This is a genomic window from Lactobacillus sp. C449L (assembly GCF_059900815.1).
The window spans coordinates 243687-259097 of sequence record NZ_JBWXGA010000001.1; the positions used below are offsets into that span (position 1 = coordinate 243687).

15 protein-coding genes are annotated in these 15411 nt (G+C 35.9%); 9 read left to right on the forward strand and 6 right to left on the reverse strand.

The features are described 5' to 3' along the window. Positions 1-48: 48 nt before the first annotated feature. The 4 genes from AC2JF9_RS01175 to AC2JF9_RS01190 all read left to right on the forward strand — a co-directional run bounded on the left by AC2JF9_RS01175 (position 49) and on the right by AC2JF9_RS01190 (position 2919). Positions 49-834 carry a hypothetical protein gene (locus AC2JF9_RS01175; RefSeq protein ID WP_500724855.1) on the forward strand — a complete coding sequence of 262 codons (786 nt, stop codon included), beginning with the start codon at positions 49-51 and terminating at the stop codon, positions 832-834. Positions 835-993: 159 nt separating this feature from the next. Continuing rightward, a complete protein-coding gene (locus AC2JF9_RS01180) occupies positions 994-1347 on the forward strand; it encodes a GntR family transcriptional regulator (protein ID WP_500724856.1) in 354 nt (117 codons plus the stop codon). 10 nt (positions 1348-1357) lie between these two features. After that, the gene (locus AC2JF9_RS01185; RefSeq protein ID WP_500724857.1) at positions 1358-2062 is read left to right on the forward strand and encodes an ABC transporter ATP-binding protein; all 705 of its coding nucleotides are present in this window, start codon (positions 1358-1360) and stop codon (positions 2060-2062) included. Continuing rightward, entirely contained in the window at positions 2062-2919 is an 858-nt protein-coding gene (locus AC2JF9_RS01190; protein WP_500724858.1) for a hypothetical protein, read from the forward strand. The genes AC2JF9_RS01185 and AC2JF9_RS01190 overlap by 1 nt, the downstream gene beginning before the upstream one ends. A gap of 54 nt (positions 2920-2973) precedes the next feature. On the opposite strand, the gene AC2JF9_RS01195 is transcribed toward AC2JF9_RS01190, so the two are convergent. Together AC2JF9_RS01195 and lepB are read right to left on the reverse strand one after the other, a co-directional pair. After that, the gene (locus AC2JF9_RS01195; protein WP_500724860.1) at positions 2974-3165 is read right to left on the reverse strand and encodes an LBP_cg2779 family protein; all 192 of its coding nucleotides are present in this window, start codon (positions 3163-3165) and stop codon (positions 2974-2976) included. Positions 3166-3229: 64 nt separating this feature from the next. Continuing rightward, a complete protein-coding gene (lepB, locus tag AC2JF9_RS01200) occupies positions 3230-3808 on the reverse strand; it encodes a signal peptidase I (RefSeq protein WP_500724861.1) in 579 nt (192 codons plus the stop codon). Between the two features lie 83 nt (positions 3809-3891). On the opposite strand from lepB, the gene AC2JF9_RS01205 reads away from it, so the two are divergent. From AC2JF9_RS01205 to AC2JF9_RS01220, 4 genes are read left to right on the forward strand one after another with little or no spacing between them, the layout of a single operon-like run. Then, the gene (locus tag AC2JF9_RS01205; RefSeq protein WP_500724862.1) at positions 3892-4644 is read left to right on the forward strand and encodes an SAM-dependent methyltransferase; all 753 of its coding nucleotides are present in this window, start codon (positions 3892-3894) and stop codon (positions 4642-4644) included. Next, complete coding sequence (locus AC2JF9_RS01210; RefSeq protein WP_500724863.1) at positions 4634-5599, forward strand: hypothetical protein; 966 nt, start codon at positions 4634-4636, stop codon at positions 5597-5599. The genes AC2JF9_RS01205 and AC2JF9_RS01210 overlap by 11 nt, the downstream gene beginning before the upstream one ends. After that, positions 5592-6983 (forward strand): RsmB/NOP family class I SAM-dependent RNA methyltransferase, encoded by a 1392-nt coding sequence (locus AC2JF9_RS01215; RefSeq protein WP_500724864.1) that lies wholly within the window; start codon positions 5592-5594, stop codon positions 6981-6983. The genes AC2JF9_RS01210 and AC2JF9_RS01215 overlap by 8 nt, the downstream gene beginning before the upstream one ends. A 7-nt stretch (positions 6984-6990) precedes the next feature. After that, positions 6991-7782, forward strand: a complete 792-nt coding sequence (locus AC2JF9_RS01220) for a Cof-type HAD-IIB family hydrolase (RefSeq protein WP_500724865.1) — start codon at positions 6991-6993, stop codon at positions 7780-7782. A gap of 64 nt (positions 7783-7846) precedes the next feature. Here AC2JF9_RS01220 and fni read toward each other — a convergent pair whose 3' ends face one another. From fni to mvk, 4 genes are read right to left on the reverse strand one after another with little or no spacing between them, the layout of a single operon-like run. After that, positions 7847-8863, reverse strand: a complete 1017-nt coding sequence (gene fni, locus AC2JF9_RS01225; protein WP_500724866.1) for a type 2 isopentenyl-diphosphate Delta-isomerase — start codon at positions 8861-8863, stop codon at positions 7847-7849. A gap of 9 nt (positions 8864-8872) precedes the next feature. Continuing rightward, a complete protein-coding gene (locus AC2JF9_RS01230; protein WP_500724868.1) occupies positions 8873-9955 on the reverse strand; it encodes a phosphomevalonate kinase in 1083 nt (360 codons plus the stop codon). A 32-nt stretch (positions 9956-9987) separates the two neighbouring features. Further along, entirely contained in the window at positions 9988-10947 is a 960-nt protein-coding gene (gene mvaD, locus AC2JF9_RS01235; RefSeq protein WP_500724869.1) for a diphosphomevalonate decarboxylase, read from the reverse strand. Next, positions 10947-11855, reverse strand: a complete 909-nt coding sequence (gene mvk, locus AC2JF9_RS01240; protein WP_500724870.1) for a mevalonate kinase — start codon at positions 11853-11855, stop codon at positions 10947-10949. The genes mvaD and mvk overlap by 1 nt, the downstream gene beginning before the upstream one ends. 79 nt (positions 11856-11934) lie before the next feature. Between mvk and AC2JF9_RS01245 the strand changes: the two genes are divergently transcribed. Next, a complete protein-coding gene (locus tag AC2JF9_RS01245; protein ID WP_500724871.1) occupies positions 11935-15408 on the forward strand; it encodes a PD-(D/E)XK nuclease family protein in 3474 nt (1157 codons plus the stop codon). The last annotated feature ends 3 nt before the right edge of the window (positions 15409-15411 follow it).

Sequence of the window (15411 nt, forward strand, 5' to 3'; positions counted from 1 at the left end):
CGACTTTTTAAAATCCAATTTAAGATGAGAAGCAAAAGAGCATACACAATGATCTTGATTCAGTTTGTAGTAGCACTGGCGTGTACAATTTTCATTTTCGTCCGTTTTAGCAACTGGCACTTTTATCTTACTAACGACACCAGCAGTTTTTTTCCTGAAATACTCACGATATTTTTATTTTTTGCCTTTTTTATTGGATTTTACTATTATTTATTCACAATCATTCAAAATGAACGTGATAACCGCAACCAATCATTTAGATTAATTCCGCTAAGTGATTCAAAGTATTATCTAAACAATATTCTTAGTTCTTTTGCGGCTTTAGTTTACTTTGTATTTTTGGAAATAGTTTGTTTGGCACTGCTCTCTGGGATATCCTACTTGCTAAATAACGATTTTAGACAAAATACAATTAATACATTAAACCAATTGATTACAACCCTGCCAAAGTTAAATTTTGAATTTTACCTCACATATGCCAATTTATTCTTCATATTGATCCTTTTCTGCTTTTATATTTATTTTATAGTTAGTTTTTTAAACTTCACTAGTCGGACAATTATGAACTTTTTACCTGGAACGTCAAATCGCATAGTGTTAGGCATTATTCGCATAATAGTAATCCTATTAATAGCATGGTTAATCTCAAGAGCATTTAACTTTTTAGGCACAATTATCAGCTCAAACGGTCCTTTTTTTAGTGGTAACGGAATAGGTAAAAGTACTATTAGTGACCTAGCAATTGCCAATATTTGGCTGTTTGTCATCGATATGGTTTTTCTAGCAGCAGATTTATTTTTATTTGAGAAATTTTTCGAACCAAGAGAGCGATAATAACTGGTTCTATAATCTAATAACAAAAGCCCCAAAATCTCAATTGACTTTGGGGCTTTTGTTATTAGATTTTTAGTTTAAAAAAAGATTGCATAATAAACTAAAGTGGTTTAATATAATAGTGTGTTAGAAATATAATACAGTAAAAGGGGATAACTTATGGAATTTAAAGATAATATGCCCATATACTTGCAGATTAAACGGTACCTTTATCGTCAGATTATTTCTGGTACGCTAGGTCCTGGCAATAAAGTTCCTTCAGTCAGAGATTTAGCCATGCAGTTAACGGTGAATATTAACACTGTACAACGCGCTCTGATGCAAATGAATAATGAAGGCGTGCTTTATACTAAACGAGGTGAGGGCAATTTTGTTACGGAGGATCAAGAAATGCTTGAAAAAACAAAGGAAAAGTTAATTCATACTGAACTGGATAAATTCGTTCAGAACATGGAAGCACTAGGAATTAACGAAAATCAAATTGCCTCAATCTTAGCGAATTATTTAAAGTAGGAGTATTGCTATGGAAAATCTTTTAGAAATTAAAGATCTAACCTATAAAAAGAATCAAAAAACAATTTTAAAAAATATCAATTTGAATATACAGACTGGGAAAATTGTCGCCCTTTTAGGTGAGAATGGGGCAGGAAAAACCACATTAATGCGGATCATCAGTAGGGTAGCTAAAAACTACCGTGGAAGTGTAAGCGTAGCCGAGCAAACAAAAGAATCTGACATAAAGAAGCACTTATCATTTACGGATAGCTTATCCGGATTTTCGGATTCAACCAAAATAAAAGAAATTGTTAAATTCTATCAAGTAATTTATCAAGACTTTGAAATGGAAGAGTTTGATAAATTAAGCGAATTCATGAAACTAGACTCTGAACAGAGTTTATCTGAAATATCAAAAGGTATGCGTGAGAAGTTGATTATTGCATTAACTTTTGCGCGTAAAACTGATTTATATTTACTTGACGAACCTTTTTCAGGAATCGATGTTATGGCTCGAAAAAAAATCATTAACTCAATTATTCTTTGGAAATCTGAAAACTCAACAATTTTGATTTCAGATCACTTTGTTAATGAAATTTCTTCATTACTTGACGAAGTAGTTATTATTAAAGATAAGACAATTTATTCACATAAATCTACTGAAGAAATCAGAGCTAATAATGAAAGCATTGAAAGTTACTATGAAGGGCTATACCTGAAGGAGGAAGACTAATGTCGATTTTTTATCGTAGCTTTACTGAGTTATTCAAAACTAAAATTAAAAAAGCTAATCTATTGATGCTTATTGGACTTATTGGATCGTTTGCTCTTACTGTATTTTCCTCATTTAAATTTGAATCTGGCAGATTAGTACAAAAGCCTAATCAATTGAGCTTTATGACTTTATGGGTTGCTTGCTTCTTCTTCGTATCCTTTCTTCTTTTTATAGTCTTTTACTGCGTAACTTGCATTACTCATGAACAGATTAATGGAAATCAAACCTGGCGCCTAATTCCGCTAAGCAGTATAGCTTTGTACACTGATAATATGCTTAGCTCATTTGTTTCAGCTCTCTGCTTTGCAATTTACGAAGCACTAATCAATGTTGGACTTTGTCTTTTTGCAATGCTAGTAGACAAGAAATTCTATCAACAAGTAACAATCGTAATTAAAGATATTCAAGATGCTTTTACAAGGATGTCTACCAGTCAGATTGCAGAACTTGTTGGAGATATGGTTGAAAGCTTGATTCTAATAATTTTGATTGGATTTTTATTTTACTTCATAGCTGATTTTTTGAATTTTTCAAGTCGTTCAATTACAGACTTTATTCCAGTAAAACGAGGAGGTAAGTACATTCGAATTACCACGATTTTCCTAATTTGTATTGTAACTTGGGCAATAACTAGAGTTAGTGGCTTTTTAAGACAAGCATTACTTTTTCCAATAGATGTTATATTTGGTAGTGTACTAGACTCAAACTTTTCTTTGGCTGGAAGCCTCCTAGTAATGATTACTTTAAATGCTATTCTCTTAGGTATCAACTTACTTCTATATAACAAATTTTATGAAGCATGGCAAAAAAAGTAAATTCGCACCAAAAAGGCATCAAGTTTAACCTTGATGCCTTTTTTAGTGATAAAATTAGCGATTAGCTGAGAGATAGTCATAAAGTTGATTGATTTCCTCAGTCGTAAATTCTCCTTCGCCGGTTTTCATTGCGTGAATTTTTTCTACTGAAAGGTGACTAGCAAAAGCCAAGTCTGTGTCAGTAACATGATGTTTAATTTGATAATTAATAATTGCACCGGACAATTCTTCTAGTTGCTGATTCATAATAAAAATCTCCTTTACAACTTTATTTTAGCGAAAAAACCCGCAAATTCAAAGAAAAGTGACACTAAAATCCCTGAATTTTATTAAACGGCCAATATCTGAATACGACTTTGCCAACCAGATTATCTCGTTTTACAGGACCAAAAATATGCGAATCTTTGGAAATATCACGGTGATCACCCATTACCCAGTAGTAACCTTTTGGTACTTTGCAGGTGAAGTTAGCCGTATAATTTTGGCCAGCTGCATTATCAGCTTTTTTATACTTGTTGTTCAAGTATGGTTCATCAATGAGTTTGCCATTAACATACATCTTGTCGTTTTTAGAAACAACTTTGTCGCCGGGAAGGCCAATTACGCGCTTGATATATAAAGCACCAGGAGTATCATTGGCAGCTTTTGGGGCTAGTAATACAACTACATCATTTCTCTTAGGAGTAAAATGTCGTACAGAAATAAGCCGATCATTGTTTTCAAAAGTTGGTTGCATTGAAGGCCCAGAAACCCGATCATTTGAAAGAACAAAATGAAACAAGGCATAAAAGACCCCTAGAATTACAACCATCATGATTAAAACATCTAAGATGAATTTTCCTAGGCTTTCTTCTTCCGGATCTTGTTTTTTAGTTACATTTTTTGCCATAAAATATTCTCCTTTATTAAGTTATCTTTTATTATAACTGAAATCATTTCATTTGAATGGTAAAATCAATATAGGTATTTGATATGACAGATTTTTTAAAGAAAATTAAGCAGTTAGATGCAGAAATTAGTGACTTTCGAGTCCATAAACAAGCTTTGAAAGTCGAACAAATTGTGTTACAAACTAGACAAAAAGAAATTTTGAAGTCAGCTCCAAAATCAATTGGGTTTCTACCAGATGAAATGGAACAGATATTGTCGCAGGTTGACTTAAAAGCCAAGCCAAAATTAAAAATTATTAATCAATTGTTTAACAGCGTGCGACAGTTTTTGTCAATTAATTGTGGTGTTTGGTCTTTACCTAACTTAACAACAGCAAGATTAATCAAAGACCAACTGAGAATTGGTTCGGCACTTGAAATTATGGCTGGCAACGCTTATTGGGCAAAAGCACTGAGTCAAGCTGGCATAAAAACAGTCGCTACTGACTCTCTGGAGTGGTCTAAGACGTCTAAAACAGGGAGTAGGCCAATTATCCCTATTTTGGATTTGAATGCTGCTGAGGCAATTAAGCGCTTTTCAGATGTTGACTTGGTAATTTGCTCTTGGGCGCCTAACTTTGATCAAAGTGATTTACAAGTTGTCAAAGCCTGGAAAGAGTTCAATCCTACTAGTCATTTGCTTTTTATTGGTGAAAAAAATGGTGTTACTAATTCGCCACAATTTTGGCAACGTATGAAATTTAAGAACTCTTACGAACTTAAAAAAATTAATCAATCCTTTACTAGTTTTGACTTTATTGATGAACAAATATTTGAGATAGAACATGCGATTTAAAAAGATACTCTTGTTACTTACTATTTTGCTAACCTTTTTAGGTGTTGGCTCTTTACTTTCCAATATACAATCACAAGAAGCTGATCAACTTCTTGAAGCATACGGCTTGAGTAACAATACCCGCTATATTGAAATCAAGAGTGAGCAAAAAGTTAGTAGTTTTTTACGTTATTTAGAAACTAGATTCCCCAAAAATAAAATTCAATTACAATTAACCAGTAAACGTGCAGATAACCAAACTTTAATTTGGTCCAATCACGATGTTTTGTCGCTGCCAACAGAATCTGGTCGTTATTTTACTTTAGATGACTTTAAAGGTCATGTTTCGTTTGGAGTATTAGGACTCAACGCAAAAGTAAATAAGTATTCTACCCAAGGAAACGAGTACATTGTACTAAAAGACAAATATTATACCGTCATTGGCACACTTAAGCACTACCGCCAAATGAAGCAAAACGGATACTATCTAACTACTGGACCTATGCAGCCAACAGGTCAATTTAAATTAAAGAACTATACAATAATCATTGATAGTTCAAATAGAGTAATTCGGCGCATCGCAGCGCATTATGGCGTAAAAGTCAAAACACCAGATTTTGTCAAAAGCCATCAAAATCACCAATTTTCTATAATTAAAGAAATCTTACTCGCATTCTTATTTGTTATTATTGCTATTTTTAGTAACGCTATTTTGGCTTATCTGGACTGGCAAACTGTTAAGAAAACCCATCTTAGTGGTAGTCTACTGCGTAATTGGCTGATTAACCACGGCATAAGAACTATTTTGTCTGAATTGTTACTGGCATGCTGCTCTTACTTTTTCTTGTGCTGGCGAGCATTTTTATCAAAACCTGAGCATTTATTACTGCTCTTGTTAGGAAACTGGTTAGTTATCACTTTAACTTATTGCTACAGTATTTTTTATTTCTTGCGAAAGGAAAAAATGAATGCCTAAATTGCCTAAGGAGTTTATTGATAAATACCGTAAATTGTTGGGAACCGAAAAGTCTGAACAATTATTCAACGCAATCAAGCAGCCCGAACGCAAAGCTTTTCGAATCAACTCTTTAAAAGAATTAAAATCAATCCGATATTCTACCAGTAATCCTGTTTTAAGTATTAGTAATGCGTATTACGGGCAAATTAGTGGTCAAGACCCAGAGTGGGTAAGTGGTACAGTGTACTCACAAGATCCAGCGGCAATGTTTCCAGCAGTAATTACTCAAGCTCAGCCGGGTCAGCGAATTCTAGATCTTTGTGCAGCACCTGGAGGAAAAAGTACCGCTTTAGGCGAGCAGCTAGCGGGAAAAGGGATTTTAGTTGCTAACGAAATTTCAAATTCTCGTGCCAGAATTTTGCGGGAGAACATAGAACGTTGGGGTATTACAAATTCCCTAATTACAAACGATAGTCCCGAAAAACTGGCTAAGCAATTTCCTGGTTTTTTTGATAAGATACTTGTTGACGCTCCGTGTAGTGGAGAGGGTATGTTCCGCAAGAATATTGCTGCTACAGAATACTGGTCACAAGACTATGTTCTGGTTTGCCAAAATCGTCAGAAGAAAATTTTAACTGAAGCCATTAAGATGCTAAAAGCAGGTGGTGAACTAATATATTCAACCTGTACATTTGCTCCTGAAGAAAATGAGCAAGTTGTTTCTTGGTTAATGGATGAATACGGATTTAAAATTTTGCCAATTGAACTTTTAAACTCGTCTGTTGATCATGGCCATCCTAATTGGTCAAATGGAAATACTGACCTTAAAAATGCCCTACGATTTTGGCCCTATGACAATTTGGGTGAAGGGCAATTTGTTGCAAAACTTGTAAAGCCAAATGAAACAACGATTGCTTCTTCTTCTAAAAAGGTTAGGTTTAACAAGAAAAAAATTGGTAATAACAGTTTATTGCGCCAACAAACATTATTTGTCAGTGAAATTTTAAACCAATTTGAGCTACCTAATTCAATTAGCGATTGGAAAAAAAGTGCTTGTGTCAGCCATGACCATGTTTTTATTCCAGCTATAAAAACCCAAGATTTACACACGAAAATTCTAGATAATGGTATTGAACTTGGCGTTTTAAAGAAAAACCGCTTTGAACCTAGTCATCATTTAGCAATGGTACTGGGACAAATTGAGCAAACTCGTGTATTGAACTTAACTGACGAAGAATTTGCGAGTTACCTCCATGGAGAAACTTTACCGGTCAAATCCCATTTAAAAGGATTTGTATTAGTAAGCTGTCGTGATTTTATCTTTAGTTTTGGTAAAATTACTGGAAATGGTATTTTAAAGAACTTTTATCCTAAAGGATTACGGACACTTAAGAAAGATTGATAGATTAATGATTAAACTAATTGCAACTGACATGGATGGTACATGGCTGTCTGACAACAAAACTTATGATGAAGAATTATTTTTGCAAGAATTTGCAGTAATGCAAGAACGTGATATTAAATTTGTTATCGCGAGCGGAAACCAATACGAAAACATTTATTCGCGTTTTCCAAGAACTGCGCGAAAAATGTTCTTTATCGCTGAAAATGGCGCACTTGTCGCTAAGGGGAGGCAGGTGCTTCACACAGATAGCTTATCTGACGAAGATTTTCAAACTATTTTGCAAATAACTCGCGAATACTCAGAAGAAAAAGTTACAGTTTCTGGTTTAGCAAGTGCATATGTTTTAGAAAGCGATGGGCCTGAATATGCCCGCGAACTGCGAAAATACTACGAAAAACTAATCGTCGTGCCAAACTTTAATCATTTAGATGATAAGATCTTCAAAGTTACCTTAGATGTTCCGGAAGATAGAATGCCAAAGATACTTGCGGAGCTTAAGCAAAAATATACTCAAATTGACTTTGTCTCTGGTTCATCCACTTCAATTGATATTTCAACTAAAGGTATGAATAAAGCAGTCGGTTTAAAGTATTTGAGCGAAAAATATCACATTAATCCGCGCGAAATGGTTGCTTTTGGCGATAGTGGGAATGATGTGGGCATGCTCAAGTATGCCGGTCATAGTTTTGCAACTAAAACAGCTTTACCTGTGGCTAAAAGCGCTGCAAATCGGGTTATTGGCTCAAGTAATGAGAGCGCTGTTCAAAAAGAAATTTGGCATTTACTAAACGCTTGAATTATAAGCGAAAAAATATGCAAAGTACTTAATTTGTACTTTGCATATTTTTAATTATGTTAAACTAAATCAATTGATCAATTAGATTCTTTAACGGTAGGTCATAATATTGTTCGATATTGGTCAAATCAGCCAAATCATGCTGACCATATATCGAGAGCAATCCAGCAAGTTCATTTTTCCAATTTTGAATCATGTTAAGTAAGTATTGCTCGTCATTTTGAACTAAAGCTTGTAAGAAAACGTTTGAGATCCCCACAAATTTGCCACCAAGACAAAGACCCTTGAAGACATCAAGCGGATTACGCACACCACCGGAAACTATAAAATCAACTTGCTCTTTGGTCGCCATCATTGCTGAAATCACAGTTGGTAAGCCCGTATCCTGTAAGTAAGATAAATCGCTTGGATTGCGAGCAGCTTCTATTTGGGCAAAATTTGTTCCGCCACTTCCAGCGACATCGAAGAGAGAAAAACCGGTTTCCTTTAACTTGTGTATACTCTTAGTATCTAATCCACTGCCAACTTCTTTAATAATAATTGGTACAGTAATTTTTTGTCTTAGAGCCTGCAAATTATCCAACCAATAAAAGTCGCGTTCACCTTCCGGCATAGCAATTTCCTGCACGGCATTTAAGTGAATTTGCAGTGCATCAGCATTCAGTTCTTGTATGATTTTTGCTGCATTATCAGGACTTGTTTTAGCATTAATATTCGCAATGACAACACCGCTAGGGTTTTCTTCACGGGCAATCAAAAAGCTGTCAAGTTGTTCAGGTTCTTTAATTAAAATACTTGCAGAGCCTAAGGCAAGACCAATTTGCGCTTTTTGAGAAATCTTGCCAAGTGCCTGGTTAATCGCTCGCGATTGACGCGAACCACCAGTCATTGCATTAATGAAGAAGGGGGCAGCAACTTTTTTGTTAAACATGGTCGTTTCAGTCGAAGACGCAACAACTTCACTTTCCGGAAGAGCAGGGCGCACTAAATGCATCTGATCAAAACTGTTTGATTTTTGGGGCTCATAAAATTTATGGGCTAGAGCGAGATGTTCTTCTTTGCGCTTGGACCTAATAGACATAATTTCCTCTTATTGTGTGAGTTTTACTTGGTGAACCCGAAGACCTAAAGGCATAATTCCGTTTTTGCGCCATTCTTGTTCAAGAGCAACCACGTTTGTGTTTGCATCTGTAATAACAATTCCACAATCTCCGTTTCCTGCACCCGAAGTCTTAGCTGCTCCGCCAAACGATTCAGCAATATTGATTAGTTTTGATAACCGCGGGATTTCAATTGTAATTTGGTTAATTTGAGCGAAGTGTTGTAATAGACGGCGATTTTTTCGAATCTGTTTTTTTATTAATCCAATATCATTTTGTTCAAAACCAACAATCATTTTTAGCACGCATTCACGTGATAAACGTAAAAATTCTTTATATTTGCCATTTAACGCTGCTTTATTAGCGTTAGTTTCATCAACAAGGCGGGAGGTAGAAGCAGGCTTTTGACTCCACCCAATCATTAAATTCATGCCTTCAGGTGGTGTTAATAACTGAATTTTTAAACCCGGCCAAGCTTCATTAACAACGTCCGACAATTGCTTTTGAGCTAGTTCTCGATTTAGCCAAGCTTTATCAAAAGTTTGGTAAGCAATCCAGCCACCATATACACTGGCAGCAATATCGCCAGCTGAACCGTTTCCTTGAACTGAATAGTGGGAAATAGCAGACAACTTGTACACTAATTCATTCGTAAATGAAACATGGTAAAAGCGCAAAATGGCTTTGACTGTAGCTACAGTCACTGCTGCACTAGAGCCTAAACCGTATTTCTTGCCATCGGCTGAGTCAAGATCAGAATTGATGTGCAAATCATATACTTTCATTTTGATGTGCTGTTCAATGCAGAAACGCTCAGTAAAGGAAATTGCTGCTAAAATATATTCAAAAGGATTGTCACGATTATCAATAACCATTTTGGCACCGCGCCGTTCCCAGTGAATCGAATCTTGCGAATATTGTTTTGAGTGAATTAAACCGGTAGATGATTTTGTTTCAGTAATTGAAACCCGAATAAACTGATTTACTGCCACTAAAACTGCAGGACAGTCTTGTTCTAACACAGCATATTCGCCGGCAATATACAGTTTTCCAGGTGCTTGTTCTGTTATCAAAAGAATTTAATCTCCTAACCAATTAAACTTTCTTAGCTAGTCCTAGAAATTCCAGGACCAAAACTTGCATTAACTATATTAACATTGTCAAATTCCGATACAAACTTATTAGTAATTTCTTTTACATTTTTTAAACGACTCATTACTTTTACATTTGGACCAGCATCAATTGTGTAGTAACATTCTACTCCTTCGCGGCGCATTTGCTCTACTAGCTTAATTGCGCGAACTGTGTTTGGCTCAAAATAGGTAAACCCCGGTTGAGCACTTAAATTTATTGCATGCATTTCATTTGCATTCATTTCAGCAAGCATCCCTAAGGCAGAAAAATCATCTTTTTTAATTGCACTAATCATATCATTTAATTCATGTTGATTGCGCTCAAGCCACGGTTTAAAAAATGGCGAAGATTGAGCTTGTTTCATTCCCTCAGTTGAAGATAACTTCTTAGGTTTTTGATTTAATTCAATCGCTATAAGATGTAAGTCCATTTTCGGGTTTTCATCTAAAGGGTAGGCAAAAGAAGATTCATCGTCATTTCCTTTTTGCCAAACTGAAAACCCGCCAAAAACCGAGCGACATGCCGATCCCGAGCCAAGACGGGCAAGACGAGACAATTCTTTTTTGTCGATTAAAATGGCATAATGCGAGCAAAATGCGCCGGCAAGGGCAGCAAAAGCAGAGCTAGATGAAGCAAGTCCTGCAGCAGTGGGAACGTGATTAAAAGACTCGACGCTTAAATTCCCTTGCACTCCAAATCGCCTTTGCAACATTTTCAAAAATGAAAATACCCGATCAAAGTTACTACCAGTTTGTTTAATTCCATTTAAATAAAAGCAATTAGTTTCGCTATCAGTTATTTTGGTGTCCGTATAAAACTCATCAAGTGTCATTGAAAGACTGGACATTAAAGGCAGGCGCAGCTCAGAATTGGCTTTACCCCAGTACTTAATTAAAGCAATATTGCTATGTGCCCGAACTATTTCTCCCATTAAATTTCCTCAATCCACGATTTTTCGATAATGCGTTGACATTTTTGCCTAATTTTTTTAGCTGTCTCATTACTATCGCACAAGGCAATAACTATACCACCAAGACCACTGCCTGACAACTTAAATCCTAAGGCACCATTCTCTAGAGCAATGTGTTCTAAGTCATCAATTTTCTTTGTCGAAAGATTAAACGTATGCAAGATTTCCTGAGCATGGGTAAAAATCCGTCCTACTTCTTGACAATCTTGTTTAAGCCAAGCATCTCGCGTCTTATCGGCTAATTGACCAAGAGTTTTAATACGCTCAACTGCGTCAGAGGATTGTTTCATTTGTTCATGAACTTGACTAACAGCTTGTTTAGTACTGCCTAACTCACCAGTATCCATAATTAAAAGAGTCGCATGCAGTTTTTGTTTCAAAACTTGGGCTCCTTTTTTTTGGTTAAAAAAGATTAAATGATCTGAATTAACGGTTGCGGCGTCTAAACCAGAAGCTTTACCGTGGTTAATCATTTCAGCATGATTAGTAATTGCAATTATTTCGTCTTCGCTAAGCTTCAAATCAAAATAGTCATCTAACGCTCTCGTTGTCGCTAGGGCCACCGTCGCACTAGAACCTAGTCCTCGTTCAATTGGAATTTCGCCGGAATACGTAATCTTAAGCTGATCCTTTTTTGATGCTTTCTTTAAACATGTTTGAACCACGTATTTTAGTCCATCATATTCACTTGGAGCCAGAAAAAAAGGCCCTTGATAACGAGCCGTATTCATCCACATTTCATTGGCTGGTTCAACGGTCGTTTTAATATTGAGTGACATAATCGGCATGGCCAAGGCATCATAACCATATACTACCGAATGTTCACCAATTAAAATCACTTTTCCATGGGCTAAATAACTAGATTTCATTTTACTTAAAGATCCTTAATGTTTGTGAAAAAAAACTGACCGCCTATGCTAAAATAAATAGCAAAGGAGAAGAGAACAAATGATCAAAATTATAGTCGGTCGGCAAACTGATTTTTTACAAGAAAAAATCTTGCAAGAAGCTGTCGATAACTACCAGAACTTCCCAGAACATCAAACTTTTGTCATTGTTCCTAATCACATTAAGTTTACCACAGAAGTAAGAGCAATAAATAAACTTGCTGTTAATCAAGGCAATACTGAACAATCTGTCAAAAATCTACAAGTTTTGTCTTTTTCTCGACTTGCTTGGTTTTTCCTTAAAAATGCCGATAAGGGGATGTTGACCCAACTTGATAACGCTGCTGCTGCGATGATTTTGACCAAAATTATTGAAGAAAAACGCAGTGACTTGCACCTTTTTAAAAATGTCAGTGCCAGTCCCGGATTAGTTAACCAACTTTATGACACTATCTTGCAGATTCGCGAGGGTAACCTTGATCTAGACGATGTTGACGAAGATAATTTAGATCTTGAAACTAAAAATAAAATTGCTGATTTAAAAATCATTTATGCAGCGTTTATCTCAGCTATAACAGATAAATTTTCAACCGCAAATGAAGTTCAACTGCAGTTAAATGAATATCTAGCTGAAAAAAGCAATTTAGGGCAGACTGATTTTTATTTTAGTGATTTTTCGCATTTTTCACTTCAAGAGTGCTTAACAATTAAGCTGCTCATGATGCATGCGCACAGTGTTACAGTTGCTTTTAAAACCAAAGTTGGCGATGTTGAACCTAACATTCAACCGGGTGATTATGATTATGTAATTCAAAAGACAATAAATCAACTAGTCCATTACATGCAACAGCATAATCTCAGTTACCAGATTGAAAAAATGCCAATTGCACCTAATCCAACCAACAGAGAATTAATCAATGAATTTTGGACAGGAGCAGTTCCTGCTATCGATCAGCACGACCAAGTTCAACTTGTTCGTGCTGATAATCGGTATGCGGAAGCTTATTTTGTTGCACGCACAATATATCAGCAAGTAGCATTAAGTAACTACCGCTATCGTGACTTCTTGATTTTAGCGCCTAATTTACATGAATACGAAACTTATCTAACCCCAATCTTGCGACAGAATCGTATTCCGTTTTTCAATGACCTACAACAAGAAATGAAATATCATCCCTTGGTTGTATTAATAGAGAACATTGCCCAACTTTTACAGCATCCTTTTCAAACGCAAAACATACTAGCACTTATGAAAACCCATTTGATTATTCCTGACTGGTATAAAGACGAAGTTTCTTTTATTCATGATGTTGACGAACTAGAAAATTTCGTTTTGGCACACGGCATTAACCACCAGTTATGGAAACGTGATTTTACCGATTATGTTGCTGCGGAAGTCATTCGTTTAGATAAAGTACCCGACGAAGTTGCTAAAATCAGTAAGCTAAAAGATTACTTTATCAACCAAATCGAATTGTTGCTTGATAACTTAAAAGCAGAAAAAAATTCGCAAAAAGCAATCACCAACTTTTTTACTTTTTTGACGAATAATAAGGTCAATGTTGTCTTAGAAAGCTGGCGCGAAGCTTCTCAAGAAGAAGGGGACTTACAACAGGCGCGTCAATCCGAACAAGTGTGGGACCTATTAATTAATTTGCTTCATGACTATTTACTAATCAATCCCACAGAATTTAACCCAGTTAGTTTTTTTGAGGTCTTAATCAGCGGCTTCAAGGAGGCAACTTTTGCCCAGATTCCTTCAACCATTGACGCGGTCGATATATCTGAAACTGGTATCGTCCAAGTAGATGGTTACAAGCAAGTTTTCATCTTAGGCGCCACTAGCTCTGGTCTACCAAAAATACAAAACACTCCGGGCTTTTTGAGTACTGAAAACATTGAAAAATTGAGCTCATCTTTTGGTGAAGATTCATATATAGAGGACCGGCAGCAACTGAGTAATTTAGATCAAAATTATCAATTTGGACTTTGCTTAGCGTTAGCTCAAGACAAAGTTTATCTTTCTTATTCAGTAACAAATGCAGAAAATGAAACAGTAGATCCATCTATTTACTATGAGCGCTTTAAGAACGCTGGTGCGCCAGAGTTTAATCAGCACAATTTACCCGAAAAACTTCAAGAACTGTTGACCTTTTTGACGAATCCCGAAGCTAGTCTTGGTTATTTAACTTATCTCAAGCAAACTGAGCAGCCAGTCAACCTCAATTATCTTCTGCAATTAACTCGAGACCGTATACCATATAGAACAAAACTAGTCCTTGCAGCGAGCAAATTTGATAATCGACCAGCTAATATTGGAGCTAATCTTGCTCAAGAGCTCTATGGACAAAACCTGAATTCATCGGTTTCGCAGCTGGAAACCTTTTATGAAAACTCATATGAGTATTTTTTAAATTATGGGTTACGTCTGCGGAAACGTTTTGAAAACGAGTTTGATATTATCCAAGCTGGAAATTATTTTCACGAAACTTTTGACCGTTTAGTCAAAGAGCTTAACGCCCAGTCGTTAGACTTAGCTACAATAGATAGCCCAACCCTTAATCAACTACTTGAATTGGCTCGAGCCAAAATGAAAGACGAGGCTAAATATAAGCAGCTGCGTAATGACCCATTTAATGAGTTTTTGTTTACTTGCCTTGATAAAACTACTACTAAAGTAGCGTTCAATTGGCAAAAAGCCGTCCAGCAAACGCCGCTGCGGGCCAAATATTCAGAGTTAAGTTTTGGCTCTGGTGAGAAAGTAAAGGGAATTGATTTACAGGTTCCTGATCTTTCTGGGGACCATCAGGTTAACCTACGAGGAAAAATGGACCGAGTTGATCTGGCAAAAGTGTCTGACCAAAATGAGTATATAGCTCAGGTTATAGACTATAAATCGTCCGCCAAAAAATTTGATTTGGGATTGTTTTATCATGGAATTTCTTTACAAATGGTTTCATATCTTGATGTATTAGCGAAAAACCAAACCTTTTTCACTGGTGATACTCCGTTATCATTGCTGGGAGCCTTTTACCAAACAATAACCCGACAGACTGAGCGTCTGAATGGAAACGATTTATATAATAGCCAGATGCAACTTAAAACAGAAAAACTAGATGGCAAAGAACGCTTGAAATACACTGGTTTGATTAACAGTGATCAAGCCAGCGTATTAGCTGCTGAACCCAACTTAAAACCGGGTCAATCTTCTCAGTTATATGCGAGTGTTCGCCAAAAAAACAATGGTGAACTAAGTTTTCCTAGAGATCGATTCTTTACTGAAACAGAAATCAGGGCTTTGTTTGAATATGACGAAAAGTTAATAGCTGAAGCCGCTCGCCAAATTTTAGCTGGAGAAATCAAACTTAATCCATACAGAGCGGGTAAGGGGATAAGTGCTTTAACTTATTCAGATTATCGTGATATTTTCTTTTTTGACGCAATGCTTCCAAATAATAAATATCATCAAATTGGTAGTTTAACTAAAAAAGAATTGTTAGCAAACATTGAAGATAAAACAAGAGAGGAAGATTAAGTA